Source organism: Aquincola sp. J276 (assembly GCF_024700035.1).
GTDB classification, from domain to species: Bacteria; Pseudomonadota; Gammaproteobacteria; order Burkholderiales; family Burkholderiaceae_C; genus Aquincola; species Aquincola tertiaricarbonis.
Genome location: NZ_JAJONC010000002.1, coordinates 1,580,667 through 1,593,720, shown reverse-complemented (window position 1 = coordinate 1,593,720; position 13,054 = coordinate 1,580,667). Strand labels below are relative to the sequence as shown.

The 13,054-nt window shown below is 71.8% G+C and carries 11 protein-coding genes and 1 pseudogene; 10 read left to right on the top strand and 2 right to left on the bottom strand.

The genetic code is table 11. The features are described from left to right. Nucleotides 1-4: 4 nt before the first annotated feature. Complete coding sequence (locus LRS14_RS25170) at nucleotides 5-790, top strand: ABC transporter ATP-binding protein (RefSeq protein ID WP_046113762.1); 786 nt, start codon at nucleotides 5-7, stop codon at nucleotides 788-790. Between the two features lie 54 nt (nucleotides 791-844). Next, on the top strand, nucleotides 845-2,059 hold the full coding sequence (locus LRS14_RS25165) for a GGDEF domain-containing protein (RefSeq protein ID WP_257801560.1): 1,215 nt from the start codon (nucleotides 845-847) through the stop codon (nucleotides 2,057-2,059). On the opposite strand, the pseudogene LRS14_RS25160 reads toward LRS14_RS25165, so the two are convergent. Further along, nucleotides 2,050-3,113: pseudogene (locus LRS14_RS25160) on the bottom strand (asparaginase). The gene LRS14_RS25165 and the pseudogene LRS14_RS25160 overlap by 10 nt on opposite strands. A 136-nt stretch (nucleotides 3,114-3,249) precedes the next feature. Here LRS14_RS25160 and LRS14_RS25155 point away from each other — a divergent pair. From LRS14_RS25155 to LRS14_RS25125, 7 genes are all read left to right on the top strand, one after another. Then, nucleotides 3,250-3,387, top strand: a complete 138-nt coding sequence (locus tag LRS14_RS25155; protein WP_257801559.1) for a hypothetical protein — start codon at nucleotides 3,250-3,252, stop codon at nucleotides 3,385-3,387. 65 nt (nucleotides 3,388-3,452) lie between these two features. Next, nucleotides 3,453-3,626 (top strand): hypothetical protein, encoded by a 174-nt coding sequence (locus LRS14_RS25150; RefSeq protein ID WP_257802253.1) that lies wholly within the window; start codon nucleotides 3,453-3,455, stop codon nucleotides 3,624-3,626. 35 nt (nucleotides 3,627-3,661) lie between these two features. Further along, a complete protein-coding gene (locus tag LRS14_RS25145) occupies nucleotides 3,662-4,564 on the top strand; it encodes a DUF429 domain-containing protein (RefSeq protein WP_404977613.1) in 903 nt (300 codons plus the stop codon). A gap of 8 nt (nucleotides 4,565-4,572) precedes the next feature. After that, nucleotides 4,573-7,155, top strand: coding sequence for a ligase-associated DNA damage response DEXH box helicase (locus LRS14_RS25140; protein ID WP_257801557.1), 2,583 nt, complete (start codon nucleotides 4,573-4,575; stop codon nucleotides 7,153-7,155). A 251-nt stretch (nucleotides 7,156-7,406) separates the two neighbouring features. Beyond that, a complete protein-coding gene (locus LRS14_RS25135; RefSeq protein WP_232315378.1) occupies nucleotides 7,407-7,799 on the top strand; it encodes a RidA family protein in 393 nt (130 codons plus the stop codon). 121 nt (nucleotides 7,800-7,920) lie between these two features. Then, nucleotides 7,921-9,336, top strand: coding sequence for an aminotransferase class V-fold PLP-dependent enzyme (locus tag LRS14_RS25130; protein ID WP_046113767.1), 1,416 nt, complete (start codon nucleotides 7,921-7,923; stop codon nucleotides 9,334-9,336). Nucleotides 9,337-9,380: 44 nt separating this feature from the next. After that, nucleotides 9,381-9,929: a PEP-CTERM sorting domain-containing protein gene (locus LRS14_RS25125; protein WP_257801556.1), complete on the top strand. Its 549-nt coding sequence runs from the start codon at nucleotides 9,381-9,383 to the stop codon at nucleotides 9,927-9,929. Between the two features lie 45 nt (nucleotides 9,930-9,974). On the opposite strand, the gene LRS14_RS25120 is transcribed toward LRS14_RS25125, so the two are convergent. Then, complete coding sequence (locus tag LRS14_RS25120) at nucleotides 9,975-10,691, bottom strand: hypothetical protein (RefSeq protein WP_257801555.1); 717 nt, start codon at nucleotides 10,689-10,691, stop codon at nucleotides 9,975-9,977. A gap of 212 nt (nucleotides 10,692-10,903) precedes the next feature. Between LRS14_RS25120 and LRS14_RS25115 the strand changes: the two genes are divergently transcribed. Beyond that, entirely contained in the window at nucleotides 10,904-13,036 is a 2,133-nt protein-coding gene (locus LRS14_RS25115) for an FUSC family membrane protein (protein ID WP_257801554.1), read from the top strand. Nucleotides 13,037-13,054 lie beyond the last annotated feature (18 nt).

The following is a 13,054-nucleotide window of genomic DNA, read 5'->3' as shown; positions in this document are numbered from 1 at the left end:
GACCATGGCCGACATCCTCACCGTGCGTGGCGTCGAGCGCCGCTTCCAGTCCAGCCACGGCAGCACGCTGGCCCTGTCGGCCACCGACCTGCAGGTGGCCGAGAACGACTTCATCACCATCCTGGGCCCGTCGGGCTGCGGCAAGAGCACGCTGCTGCGCATCGTGGCCGGGCTCGACCAGCCCACCGCCGGCGAGGTGCTGCTGGACGGCCGCCGCATCACCGGCCCGGGGGCCGACCGCGGCATGGTGTTCCAGAGCTACACGCTGTTCCCATGGCTCACGGTGCGCGACAACGTGTGCTTCGGCCTGCGCGAGCGCGGCCTGCCGCGGGCGCAGCAGATCGAGGTCGCGCAGGCCTTCATCCAGAAGGTGGGGCTGGGCGGTTTCGAGCACCACTACCCCAAGCAGCTGTCCGGCGGCATGCAGCAGCGCACCGCGCTGGCCCGTGCGCTGGCCAACGGCCCGCGCATGCTGCTGATGGACGAACCCTTTGGCGCCCTCGACCACCAGACCCGCGAGCTGATGCAGGAGCTGCTGCTGGGCATCTGGGAGGCGGAGCGCACCACGGTGCTGTTCGTCACCCACGACATCGACGAGGCGGTGTTCATGGGCAGCCGCGTGATGGTGATGAGCGCGCGGCCCGGCCGCATCAAGCTCGACCGGCCGGTGCCGCTGCCGCATCCGCGGCACTACGCGGTCAAGACCACGCCGGCGTTCTCCGCGCTGAAGGCCGAGCTGACGGAGCAGGTGCGCACCGAGGTGCTGGCCGCGCAGGCCGCCGCGGCCTGAGTCGGTTCTGAGCGAGGCTCGCAGATAATGCGCGCCAAAGCAGGACCCTGGCCGATGTACAAGAAGAATGCGCGCCAACCAGACACCCTCGACCACCATGCGCACGCGCCCACCACGCGCGAGGCCTTCGGTCATTGGCGCCAGGCGAATGACATCCTGAAGCGCACCCGCCTGGGCGGCAGCTTCTACCTGCTGGCCTGGGGCCTGTGCTGGTTCTTCAGCAACCGGCCCGGCGCGCAGGGCCTGGCCGGCGTGGGCGTCACGCTGCTGTTCGCGGGCCTGCTGGCGGCGCGGCTGCTGCACCGGCTGCCTTCCCAGGCCAGCACCACCCGGCTGCGTCGCTGGCTGTTCGTGCACTGGAACATCGTGCTGGCCACCGCGGGCAGCTGGGGCGCGGTGAGCAGCTGGGTGCTGTGGTCGCCCGACTTCGCCTCGTCGCGGCTGATCGCCATCGTCTCCACCATCGCCTTCGGCACCGCCATGGCCTTCACCTTCGCGATGAACCCACGCAAGGCGCTGGCGGGGGTGGGCCTGCTGTGCCTGCCGGCCATCGCCACACTGGCGCTGCAGGGGCGCGAGCAGCTGCCGGTGGTGCTCACGCTGGGCGTGTACCTGCTGTTCCTGCTGCTGGCGCTGCAGCGCGGCCATGCGGAGTACCACGCGCACACCGAGATGGCCTTCGAGCTGCTGGACCAGCGCGAGCGCTTCCGCGTGCTCAGCCGCACCGATGGCCTGACGCAGCTGGGCAACCGCTTCCACTTCAATTCCGTGCTGCCGGTGCTGGCGGCCACGGCGCGGCGCAACCGCACGCAGCTGTCGCTGGCGATGTTCGACATCGACTGGTTCAAGCGCATCAACGACACCCACGGCCATGCCGCCGGCGACGCCTGCCTGGCTGCCTTCGCCGACTGGATGCGCCACACCTTCCGCCGCGACGGCGACGTGATCGTGCGGCTGGGCGGCGAGGAGTTCGGCGTGCTGATGCCCGACACGCCGGCCGCGCAGGGCTGGCACCGTGCCGAGGCCTTCCGCCGCCAGGTGGCGCAGACGCCGGTGGCCTGGCGCGACCAGCAGATCGCCCTCAGCACCAGCGGCGGCGTGGGCGTGTACAGCCCGGCGCTGGACCCCACGCACGAGCACCTGGTGCAGCGCGTGGACCGGGCGCTCTATGCCGCCAAGGCCCGCGGCCGCAACCAGGTGACGGTGGCCGAAAGCACTGTGCTGGCGCCGATGGTCGAGCCGCTGCGCTACCCGGCCGGTCAGGGCTGAAGCGGCGCGGCCGGCAGGGCGTCGGCCAGCGCTGCGGCGGGCTGCAGGCGGCCCACCTCGGTGCCGTTCCAGTTGCGCAGCCGCGGCGTGCACAGGCTGTCGACCAGGGCGGCCTGCGGGCCCTGCAGCGGCAGCAGCGCGCGGATCACCGCGGCCATCACCACCTCGGCCGCGCGGGCGTTGTTGCCGTCGTCCATCTTCAGTGCCACGCCCAGGCCCAGCTCGGGCAGGGCTGCGCCATAGACGCCCTCGGCGCCCACCTTGCAGAACAGGCGCTCACCCAGGCTTTCCATCACCCGGGTATCGAAGCGGCCGCTGCCGGCCACCATGAACGGCGCGGCCGCCACCGCGCGCCGCAGCCGGGCCGCGGCCGCCGCATGCGCGGGCGACAGGCCCACGCCGGTGCCGATGCGCGCGAAGCCCAGCGCCATGGCCTGCAGCGGCAACCCGAAGGTGGGAATGGCGCAGCCGTCGGTGCCCATCGGCGCCCGCGCCAGGTCGCAGCCGGTGGCCGCCTGCAGCGCGGCGGTCACCTCGCGCATCAGCGGATGGTCGGGCTGCACATAGCCCTGCAGGAAGGCGCGGGGGTCCTGCCCGCGGTCGGCGGCCATCAGGCAGCCCACGCAGACGAAGCCGGCATGCTTGCCGGAACAGTTGTTGTGCAGCGCACTGGGCTGGGCGCCGGCGGCGGCCAGCGCGCGGCCGGCCACGTCCAGCATCGGCCAGTGCGCGCCGCAGCCCAGCACGCTGTCGTCCAGGCCGGCCTTGGCCAGCACGGCGGCGGCGGTGGCCGCATGTGCCGCCTCGCCGTTGTGGGAGGCGCAGGCCAGCGCCAGCTCCGCATCCACCAGGCCGAAGCGGTCGGCCGCGCCGCTGGCCACCAGGGGCAGCGCCTGCATCACCTTCACTGCGGAGCGGGGAACACCGGGCGCGCCATGTCGCCCAGCAGGGTGTGCGGCGTGCCTTCGGCATCCACGATGGCCAGCGCGCCGCGGTGGAAGGATTCGATGCTGCTGCCGCGCAGCACCTCGACGAGAACCGGATGGGAAGTCATGGGCGGGCACTGTATCGCCCGCGGACGCCGCGCCCGGCCGGCTCAAGTTGCAACCGATTGCACCGAAAAGCCAGCGGCCCCTTCGTTGAGCAGTACGGGGCACCCATTCCCGAACTGTTCAAGCAAGGAGCACTGCATGAAGCGTCGCGACTTCGCGAAGGCGCTGGTATTTCCGCTGGCCGCCATCGCGCTCACCGCCCCCTGGACCCGCGTCAAGGCCGAGCGCCTGCGCCCCGCGCCGGCCTGCGCCGCAGGAACAAAGGCGGCCCGATGACGCGCAAGTGATCCTGGCAGTGCCTGCGGATCCGCACCCGGCTGATCGGCAACAGCAACACGCATGTGGAGCATGGCATCGCGCTGGTGAAGGGGGCGGTGGCCTCGCTGGACCAGGAGACCCAGCAGAACGCGGCGCTGGTGGAGCGGAGCGCGGCCGCCGCGCAGAGCATGGCCGCGCAGGCGAGCCGGCTTGCCGAGGCCGTGGCCGCCTTCCGGCGGGCCGCCGATCCCGCCTGACCCTGCGCCGGCGGCGGCATGCGGCCGCCGCGACAATGCCGGCGATGGACATCTACGGCATCGACTTCAGCAGCGCACCCACGGCGCGCAAGCCCGTGGTGGTGGCGCATGGCCGGCTGGAAGGCGCCCGCGCCACGCTGCTGCGCATCGACAGCCTGCCCACCCTGGACGCCTTCGGCCAATGGCTGCACACGCCGGGGCCATGGGTCGGCGGCTTCGACCTGCCCTTCGGCCTGCCGCGCGAGCTGGTGGAGGCGCTGGACTGGCCGCGCGAATGGGCGCCGCTGATGCAGCACTACGCCACCCTGAGTCGCGCGCAGATCCGCGAGACCTTCGCCGCCTTCTGCAATGCCCGCCCGGTGGGCGGCAAGTTCGCGCACCGCGCGGTGGACCGCCCGGCCGGCTCGTCGCCCAGCATGAAGTGGGTGAACCCGCCGGTGGCCTACATGCTGCATGCCGGCGTGCCGCTGCTGGTGCAGGCCGGCGTGCACCTGCCAGGCCACCAGGTGGCGGCCGCCGATGCGCAGGCCGCCCCGCGCGTGGCACTGGAGGCCTATCCCGGCCTGCTGGCACGTGAGCTGATCGGCAGCCGCTCCTACAAGAGCGACGAGCGCGCCAAGCACACGCCCGAGCGCCTGATCGCGCGCAAGGACATCGTGGAAGCGCTGGAGCAGGGTCGCAGCCGCCTCGGGCTGCGGCTGAAGCTCAGCCATGCGCAGCGCGATGCGCTGGCCGCCGACGGCAGCGGCGACCGGCTGGATGCGGTGCTGTGCATGCTGCAGGCCGCCTGGGCCAGCCGCCAGCCGGACTGGGGCCTGCCGGCCGACTTCGATCCGGTGGAAGGCTGGATCGTCTCGGTGTCGCCGGCGCCGTCGCAGGCCGTGGCGGCGCCGGCGCCCAGTCCGCGGTGCACCCGGGCCGCGCTGGCCAAGGCCTGAGCGCCGGGATGGCAGGCCCGCGCGGCGGCTTCAAGCCCGGCGACTGGTTCCAGCAGCATGGCTGGAAGCCCTTTCCCTTCCAGCGCGATGTGTGGTCCGCGATGGTGGCGGGCCGCAGCGGCCTGCTTCATGCCACCACCGGCGCAGGCAAGACCTATGCGGTGTGGTTCGGCGCGCTGGCCCGCGCGGCCGCGCTGGGCGTGCCGCTGCCTGGCCGCAGCGCGCCACCGCTGGGTGTGTTGTGGCTCACGCCCATGCGCGCGCTGGCCGCCGACACCACCCGCGCGCTGCAACTGCCGCTGCCCGAGGTGGCCCCGGCCTGGAGCATCGGCCAGCGCACCGGCGACACCGCCTCGGCCGAGCGGGCCCGCCAGGACCGCAAGCTGCCCACCGCGCTGGTCACCACGCCCGAGTCGCTGACCCTGATGCTCACCCGCGCCAGTGCGCGCGAGGACCTGGCGGGCGTGCACACCGTCATCGTCGACGAGTGGCACGAGCTGGTGGGCAACAAGCGCGGCGTGCAGGTGCAGCTGGCCATCGCACGGCTGCGGCAATGGAACCCGCGGCTGGTGGTGTGGGGCCTGTCGGCCACGCTGGGCAATTCGGCCGAGGCCATGGCCACGCTGGTGGGCCACGAGGCGGGCGAGCTGGTGCTGGGCCGGGTGCCCAAGGACCTGGCCATCGATACGCTGCTGCCGGCCGACGTTGGCCACTTCTCGTGGGGCGGGCACCTGGGCGCGCAGATGCAGATGCCGGTGGTGGAGGAGATCGAGCGCTCCGGCACCACGCTGGTCTTCACCAACGTGCGCTCGCAGGCCGAGGCCTGGTACCAGCTGCTGCTGGCCGCGCGGCCCGACTGGGCGGGCGTGGTGGCGCTGCACCACGGATCGCTGGACAAGAGCGTGCGCGAATGGGTGGAGCTGGGCCTGAAGGAAGGCCGGCTGCGCGCGGTGGTGGCCACCTCCAGCCTGGACCTGGGCGTGGACTTCCTGCCGGTGGAGCGGGTGCTGCAGATTGGCAGCGCCAAGGGCGTGGCACGGCTGCTGCAGCGTGCCGGCCGCAGCGGCCACGCACCCGGCCGGCCCAGCCGGGTGACGCTGGTGCCCACGCAGGCGCTGGAGCTGGTGGAAGGCGCCGCCGCCCGCCGCGCCGCGCAGGCCGGCCAGGTGGAAGGCCGCCGCACGCCGGCCAAGCCGCTGGACGTGCTGGTGCAGCACCTGGTGACCGTGGCGCTGGGCGGCGGCTTCACCGCCGATGCGTTGTATGAGGAAGTGCGCGGCGCACCTGCCTATACAAGTTTGACGCGCGAGGAGTTCGACTGGGCGCTGTCCTTCGTGGAGCGCGGCGGCAGCAGTCTGGGCGCGTATCCCGAGTACCACCGCGTGGTGCCCGACGAGCACGGCGTGTACGGCGTGCCCGACGCGGCCATCGCGCGCCGCCACCGCATGGGCGTGGGCACCATCGTCAGCGACTCCACCATGCCCATCCAGTGGGTGGGTGGCGGCGTGCTGGGGCACATGGAGGAGAGCTTCATCGCGCGGCTGAACCCCGGCGACTGCTTCGTCTTCGGCGGCCGCGCGCTGGAATACGTGCGCACCCGCGACATGACGGCCTATGTCAAGAAGGCCAGCGGCCGCAGCGGCAAGCTCGCCTCGTGGAACGGCGCCAAGATGCCGCTGTCCAGCGAGCTGGCCGATGCGTTGCAGGCCCTGCTGCACCAGGCCGCGCAGGAGGTGGCCGACACCTTCCCCGCCGGTCCGCCGGCGGCCGATGCACCGCCGCCGCCGGGGCGCAAGGGCGCCGCCTTCGGCGAGCCGGAGCTGCGGGCCGCCTGGCCGATGCTGCAGGTGCAGGTGCGGTTGTCGCACCTGCCGCAAGCCGGCCGGCTGCTGGTGGAGCAGTACCGCTCGCGCGAAGGTCATCACCTCTTCGTCTATGCCTTCGGCGGCCGCAACGTGCACCTGGGCATTGCGCAGCTGCTGGCCTGGCGCTTCGCGCGCACGCAACCCAACACCTTCTCCATCTCGATCAACGACTACGGCTTCGAGCTGCTGAGCATCAATCCGGTGGACGTGGCGCCGCTGCTGGACGGCAGCGTGCTGGCCGAGCAGGACCTGCTGCACGACATGCTGGCCAGCCTCAACAGCAGCGCCCTGGCGCGCAAGCGCTTCCGCGAGATCGCGCGGGTGGCCGGCCTGATCTTCAGCGGCTTTCCCGGCGCGCCCAAGAGCACGCGGCAGCTGCAGGCGTCGTCCAGCCTGTTCTACGAGGTGTTCCGCAAGTACGACGCGGGCAACCGCCTGCTCAGCCAGGCCGAGCACGAGGTGCTGGCCCAGGAACTGGAGCTGGGCCGGCTGGGCAGCGTGCTGGCGCGCATGCGCTCGCTGCACATCGACCTGGTGTCGCTGCAGGTGCCCACGCCCTTCAGCCTGCCGCTGATGGTGGAGCGCTTCCGCGAGCAGCTCAGCACCGAGAAGCTGGCCGACCGGCTGGCCCGCATCGTGGCCGATGCGGAGAGGGTGCTGGCCCATCCACCGCTGCCTGGCAGGCCCCGCCTGCCCAAGGCCCGGGTGGTGCGCCGCAGGGCCTGAGCCGGGGCCACGCGCCTTCATCCGGCGAGCCTGGCGCGCTGCACCGCGGCAGGGCAAACAGCGGGCCTCCCTGCAGCTTTCTTCGTGCGGGTTTACACGTTCTTTGCATTGAGTTGGTGCGCCGTTAGAGTGAATTTGCACCACATCGAGTGCATACAACCACGTCAGGAGACAGTCTCATGGTCCCTTGTCTGAGGGCCGGCCGCATTGGGCTGGCGGGCGTCGCTCCCTTGTTGCTGGTGGCGTGTGCCATGCCCCCCATGGCGGGCAAGCAGGTGGTGTCCAGTCCCGATGCGCCCGCGGCCATCGGGCCTTATTCGCAAGCCATCAAGCATGGCAACACCTTGTACCTGGCGGGTCAGATTCCCATCGACCCCAAGACCAACCAGCTCAACACCGGCTCGATCGAGGAGCAGACCCGCCTGGTGCTGGACAACCTCAAGGCCGTGCTTGCCGCCAATGGCATGACGCTGGACGACGTGGTGCTGACCCACGTGTTCATGAAGGACCTGAACGACTTCGCGAAGATGAATGCCGTCTACGCGACCTACTTCAAGGACAAGCCGCCTGCCCGTGCCACGGTGCAGGTCGCACGGCTGCCACGCGACGTGGCGGTCGAGATCTCGGCGGTCGCGGCCCGCTAGCACGCGCCGGGCCAGGCGGCCCGGCCTTTTCCGCCCTTCGGCCTTCATCCACCGAGCGTACAAGACGCGCCGGGTGCCGCATTGCGCCCATCCACTTCACTGCAGTACGGAAGGAAGTTCCATGTCCGAGCATCAACATCCGGTGTCCTCGCAGCCTGAGGCCCAGCCCCAGCGCCGCAACTTCTTCAAGCTGATGGGCGCCGGTGCCGGCGCACTGGCCGCGGGCACGCTGCCGCTGGTGAGCAAGGAGGCCTTCGCGGCCACCAACCACGTGATGGGCGAGCCGCATCCGGCCTTCGTGCTGGACCCGTCCATCCTCTACATGAACATCGGCACCACCGGCAGCACGCCGGCGCACCTGCTGCGCGCCTTCGACGACTACAACCGCGAGGTGGCGCGCAACCCGCGCGAGACCCTGGGAGGCACCACGCCGATGCGCGCGGCCATTGCCCCCGGCTTTGGTTGCGAGACCGAAGAGATCGTGATGACCTACAACACCACCGACGGGATGAACAAGATCCTGGCCGGGGTGGAGCTGAATGCCGGCGACGAGATCATCACCACCAACCATGAGCACCCGGGCGGCAATGGCCCGATGAACCTGCTGGCCTGGCGCAAGGGCGTGGTCATCAAGCGGGTGGAACTGCCGGTGGGCAACAACCAGACCGCGCAGGACTACGTGAACCTGTTTGCCGCGGCCATCACCGCCAAGACCAAGGCCTTCGTGTTCTCGGCGCCCACGTACCTGACGGGCACCATGCTGCCGTACAAGCGCCTGGCGCAGCTGGCGCAGCAGAACAACATCATGACCATCGTGGACGGCGCGCATGCCACCGGCATGTTCAACCTCAAGTTCCACGAGACCGGCATCGACTTCTGGGGCTGCTCCGGCCACAAGTGGCAATGCGGCCCCGGCGGCACCGGCATCCTGTACATCCGCAACCGGGTGAGCCAGTACAACCCGCGGCCGCTGTTCAACTTCTGGCCGACCAACACCAACAACACCGCGCTCACCGGACCGCGCACCAACGACAACGCGGCCAGCTACCAGATCGGCACGCGGGTGCAGAGCATCGGCAACCCGAACTATCCGATGCTCAAGGTGTTCAGCGAATGCTGCACCTACTGGGACGAGATCGGCCGCGCCGCCATCGAGGCGCACGACCTGGCGCTGTCGGCCTACCTCAAGCAGAAGATCGCGCAGGCCTGGGGCACCTCGCGGCTGTATTCGCCGATGGGCGACCCGGAGCTGGTGTCGGCGCTGACCTCGTTCAACCCGTTCCACGGGCCGTCGCTCTCGCTGGCCGCCGGCAGCACCGCGGCCGCGGCCGAGACGGCGCAGTCCGGCACGTTCGTCGAGCGCATGCGCACCGAGTACGGCATCGTCATCCGCAACACCGCCGTGCCGGTGCCGGGCTCCACCGCATCGCACCATCCGCTGCGCATCTCCACCCACCTGTTCCATTCGGCACAGGACGTGGACCGGCTGGTGGCCTCCATGCGGGAGCTGACCAAGCGCATGCTGGCCGGCCGTTGATGCCGCCGCCCGTCCACTTGACTAGACAAGCCAGGAGTACCTCCATGATCCGCAAGCACACCCCGCTGGCGCTGGCCGCCGCACTGCTCTTCATCGCCCAGGGCGCTTCGGCCGCCACTTTCGAGTTCACCGGCACCACCGTCGGCGGCGCCACCTTCCAGCGGCCGCTGGAGACGCTGGACCTCGATCCCAAGATCCCGCCGGTCGCCTACAGCGCCTTCGAGTTCACCGTGAGCAGCAGCGGCTTCTACAACTTCCTCAGCACCGCTTCCGGCGGGTGGGACAACTTCACGCTGCTGTACGGGCCGACCTTCAATGCGGCCTCCCCGCTGACCAATGCGCTCGTGGCCAACGACGACCTCAACGACATGATGGGCCCGCTGTCGGGCTTCTCCGCATCGTTGACGGCCGGCGCGCGCTACACCTTCGTCACCACCGGCGTCTTCGAGGAGGGTGCCTTCACCAACAGCATCGAAGGCCTGGGCACCGTCACCGCGGTGCCCGAGCCTTCCACCTACCTGATGCTGGCTCTGGGCCTGGCGGCCCTGGGCTGCAAGCGGCTCTCAGCCCGCCGGGCCGCCCCAAGGGGCTGACGCCCCCTCGGGGGGCCGCGAGCGCAGCGAGCTTGGGGGCTGGCCTCAGTTTTCGGCGTCGAGGATGAAGCGGGCGTTGTCGATCAGCACCTCCAGCCGCACCCGGGCGCGGCTGCCCAGCCGGCCTTCGGTGCCGGCGGCCTCGAAGCATTCGATCTCGAGGTCGCCGGTGCCGTAGCGCTGCGTCAGGCAGTAGTACGGCCGGCCGCGGTTCATCTCCACCGACCAGCGCATCTCCGACGTGCCCGCCACTCTGGTGCCGCTGCAGTCGGCATATTCGGTGGAGCGCAGGAAGGGGCCGCTGTCGCCCACGCGCGCCGCGGTGGGCAGGTTGCCGGTCAGCATGGACAGGCTGCACTCGGTGCCGTCGTAGCGGGTGCCGGCCACGGCGCCGGTGGCCGCGTTGTGGAAGATCTCCTGCGAGACGGTGTCGGTGCTGGCATTGCCCTGGGACAGCGTGGCCGACTGCGTGGCCCGGTCGTACACCTGGTTGTCCAGCGGAAAGATGCCCGGCACGCCGGGCGCATAGCTCAGCCGAAGCTGGTAGTCCAGGTTGTCGTTGCCGCGGCCGGCCACCGTCCAGCTGCCACCCACCGTGAGCAGCTGGTACATGCCGGCACGCACGTTGAAAGTGGTGTTGGACGGCAGGCCGTCGTCATCGTCGCTGCCGCCGCCGCAGGCGGCCAGCAGGGTGGTGGCGGCCGCCAGGGCCAGCACCAGGGCGCCCGACAGCGGGCGCGAATACTTCGCGGGCGTGAACATCATTGCCTCGTTGATTGCCGTGCGTGTCACTTTAACTGCGGCCGGCGGATGCCGCCGAAGGCCACGGGCGGCAGAATGCGCCGCGCACCCCCGCCCGCTCCGCGGCCCCTGGCGGCCGCCCTGATCGCCCGATGTCGTCCACCCCTCGCGCCGCCGCCGCGCCCACCGCGGCATGACCCGCCTGTCGATCCCCCCGCCGCTGGACCTGGCATGTGCCGGCCCATGGCATCAACGGCATCAGCGTGGCGCTGGGCGTGCTGCTGGTGCAGCTGGTGGGCGGCCTGCTGGGCGGCCATGCGGCGGCGCTGGTGGCCTCGGGCGGCGCCATCTTCGCCAGCCTGGCCGACACCCCGAACCCGCCGCGCCGCACGCTGCGCCGGGTGGCCACCGCGGCCATCGTGGGCTTCGTGGCCACGGTGCTGGTCACGGCGCTGCGCTCGCATGAGCTGGCGCTGGGCGGGCTCATCACGCTGATCGCCTTCGTGTCCAGCCTGATGCTGGCCTGGGGCGTGCGGGCCGGGCCCATCTCCTTCGTGCCCATCCTGGCAATCGTGTTCACCATGGCCGCGCCGCCGCTGCAGGGCTGGCAGTCGCAGGCCGCGCATGCGGGCTGGACGGCGCTGGGCGGCTGCCTGTACCTGGTGTGGTCGGTGCTGTCGTCGCGGCTGCTGCAGCCGCGCTACCGCGCGCTGGCGCTGGCGGCCGCGCTGGAGGCCACGGCCGCGCTGCTGCGCTCGCGCGCGGCGCTGCTGCTGCAGGACCGCATGCGGCCCGAAGGTGCGCCGCCGCTGCAGGATTGGATGGACCGCCAGGTGAGCCTGGACGAGCGGCTGCAGGCCGCACGCGACCTGCTGTTCGAAGCCGCCCACCGCACCGGCGCCAAGGCGGCCGACGTGCCGCGTGGCATCGCGGTGCTGCTGCTGGCCATCGACCTGCGCGACACGTTGCTGGGCAGCGAGCTGGACCTGGACCTGCTGGGCCACGACGCGCCGGCCGAGCGCCTGCGCGGCCAGCTCGCCGCCACCATCGACACCACCGCCGCCGCGCTGGACCGCATGGCGCTGGCGCTGCAGCTGGGCCTGCCGGGCGATGCGCCCAGCTCGCGCCACCAGCCGGCGCTGGCCGATGCGGTGGAGGCCTTCGGCGCCAATCCTTCGCGCAGTGCGCTGGCCACCGCGCTGCTGGACCGCTCGCGCCACATCGCCGACGACCTGGCCCGCATGCAGGCGGCGCTGGCGGGCATCGAGCTGCCGCGGCCACTGGGCGCGGACGAGCTGCGGTTCTTCGTCTCGCCCGAAGGCTGGCCGCTGGCGGCGCTGCGGCCGCACCTGCGCCTGGGCTCGCCGATCTTCCGCCATGCGCTGCGCAGCGCGGTGGCGCTGGGCACGGCCTACTTCCTGGCGCTGGCGCTGCCCTGGGCCTCGCATCCGCACTGGCTGGTGCTGAGCGTGGGCGTGGTGCTGCGCGGCAACCTGGACCAGACGCTGTCGCGACGCGATGCACGGGTGGCCGGCACGGTGCTGGGCTGCCTGCTGGTGCTGGTGTTCGCGCAGGTGCATTCGCCGCTGCTGTCCAGCCTGGTGTTCCTGGTGGCGGCTGGTACCTCGCATGCATTCGTCAACGTGCGCTACCTGGTCACCGCCACCGCGGCCACGGTGATGGCGCTGGTGCAGGCCCACCTGGCCGATCCGGCCGGCGGCTTCGGCGTGGGCGAGCGGCTGGCCGACACAGTGCTGGGCGCGTTGCTGGCCTGGGGCTTCAGCTACGTGCTGCCGGCCTGGGAGCGGCGCGGCGTGGGCCGCCTGGTGGAGCGGGTGCAGCGCAGCCTGCGCACCCTGGTGCAGGAAGCGCTGCGGTGGCCCGAGCCGGGCGCCCGCGACGTGGCGCTGCGCTTGGCGCGGCGCGAGGTGTACGAGGCCATCGGCGGCATCGCCGCGAGCGCGCAGCGCACGCGTGCGGAGCCCCAGCGGGTGCAGGTGCCGCTGTACGCCATGGCCACGCTGCTCACGCAGTGCCATGTGCTGCTGGCCCAGCTGGCGGCGGTGCGCACCATGCTCACCCGCCGGGCCGACCGGCTGGACCGTGAAGCCTCCGAGCACGCGCTGCGCGAGGCGGCGGCGGAAATCGATGCGGTGCTGGCGGCCATCGGCGATGCGCAGCGGCCGCCAGAGGCCGGGCCGCCGCGCCTGCCGCCGCAAAGCACCGGCGACCTGCGGCTGCCGCCGCTGGGCCACAACGAGCCGCTGCTGCCCTGGCTGCAGCGCCGGCTGGGGCTGGCGGTGCTGGGCGCGCGGCGGGTGGCCGCGGCCGCGGCGGCGGTGGCGCAGGCACGCCGGCAGGGCTGAGGCTGCCGCGGCGCGGAC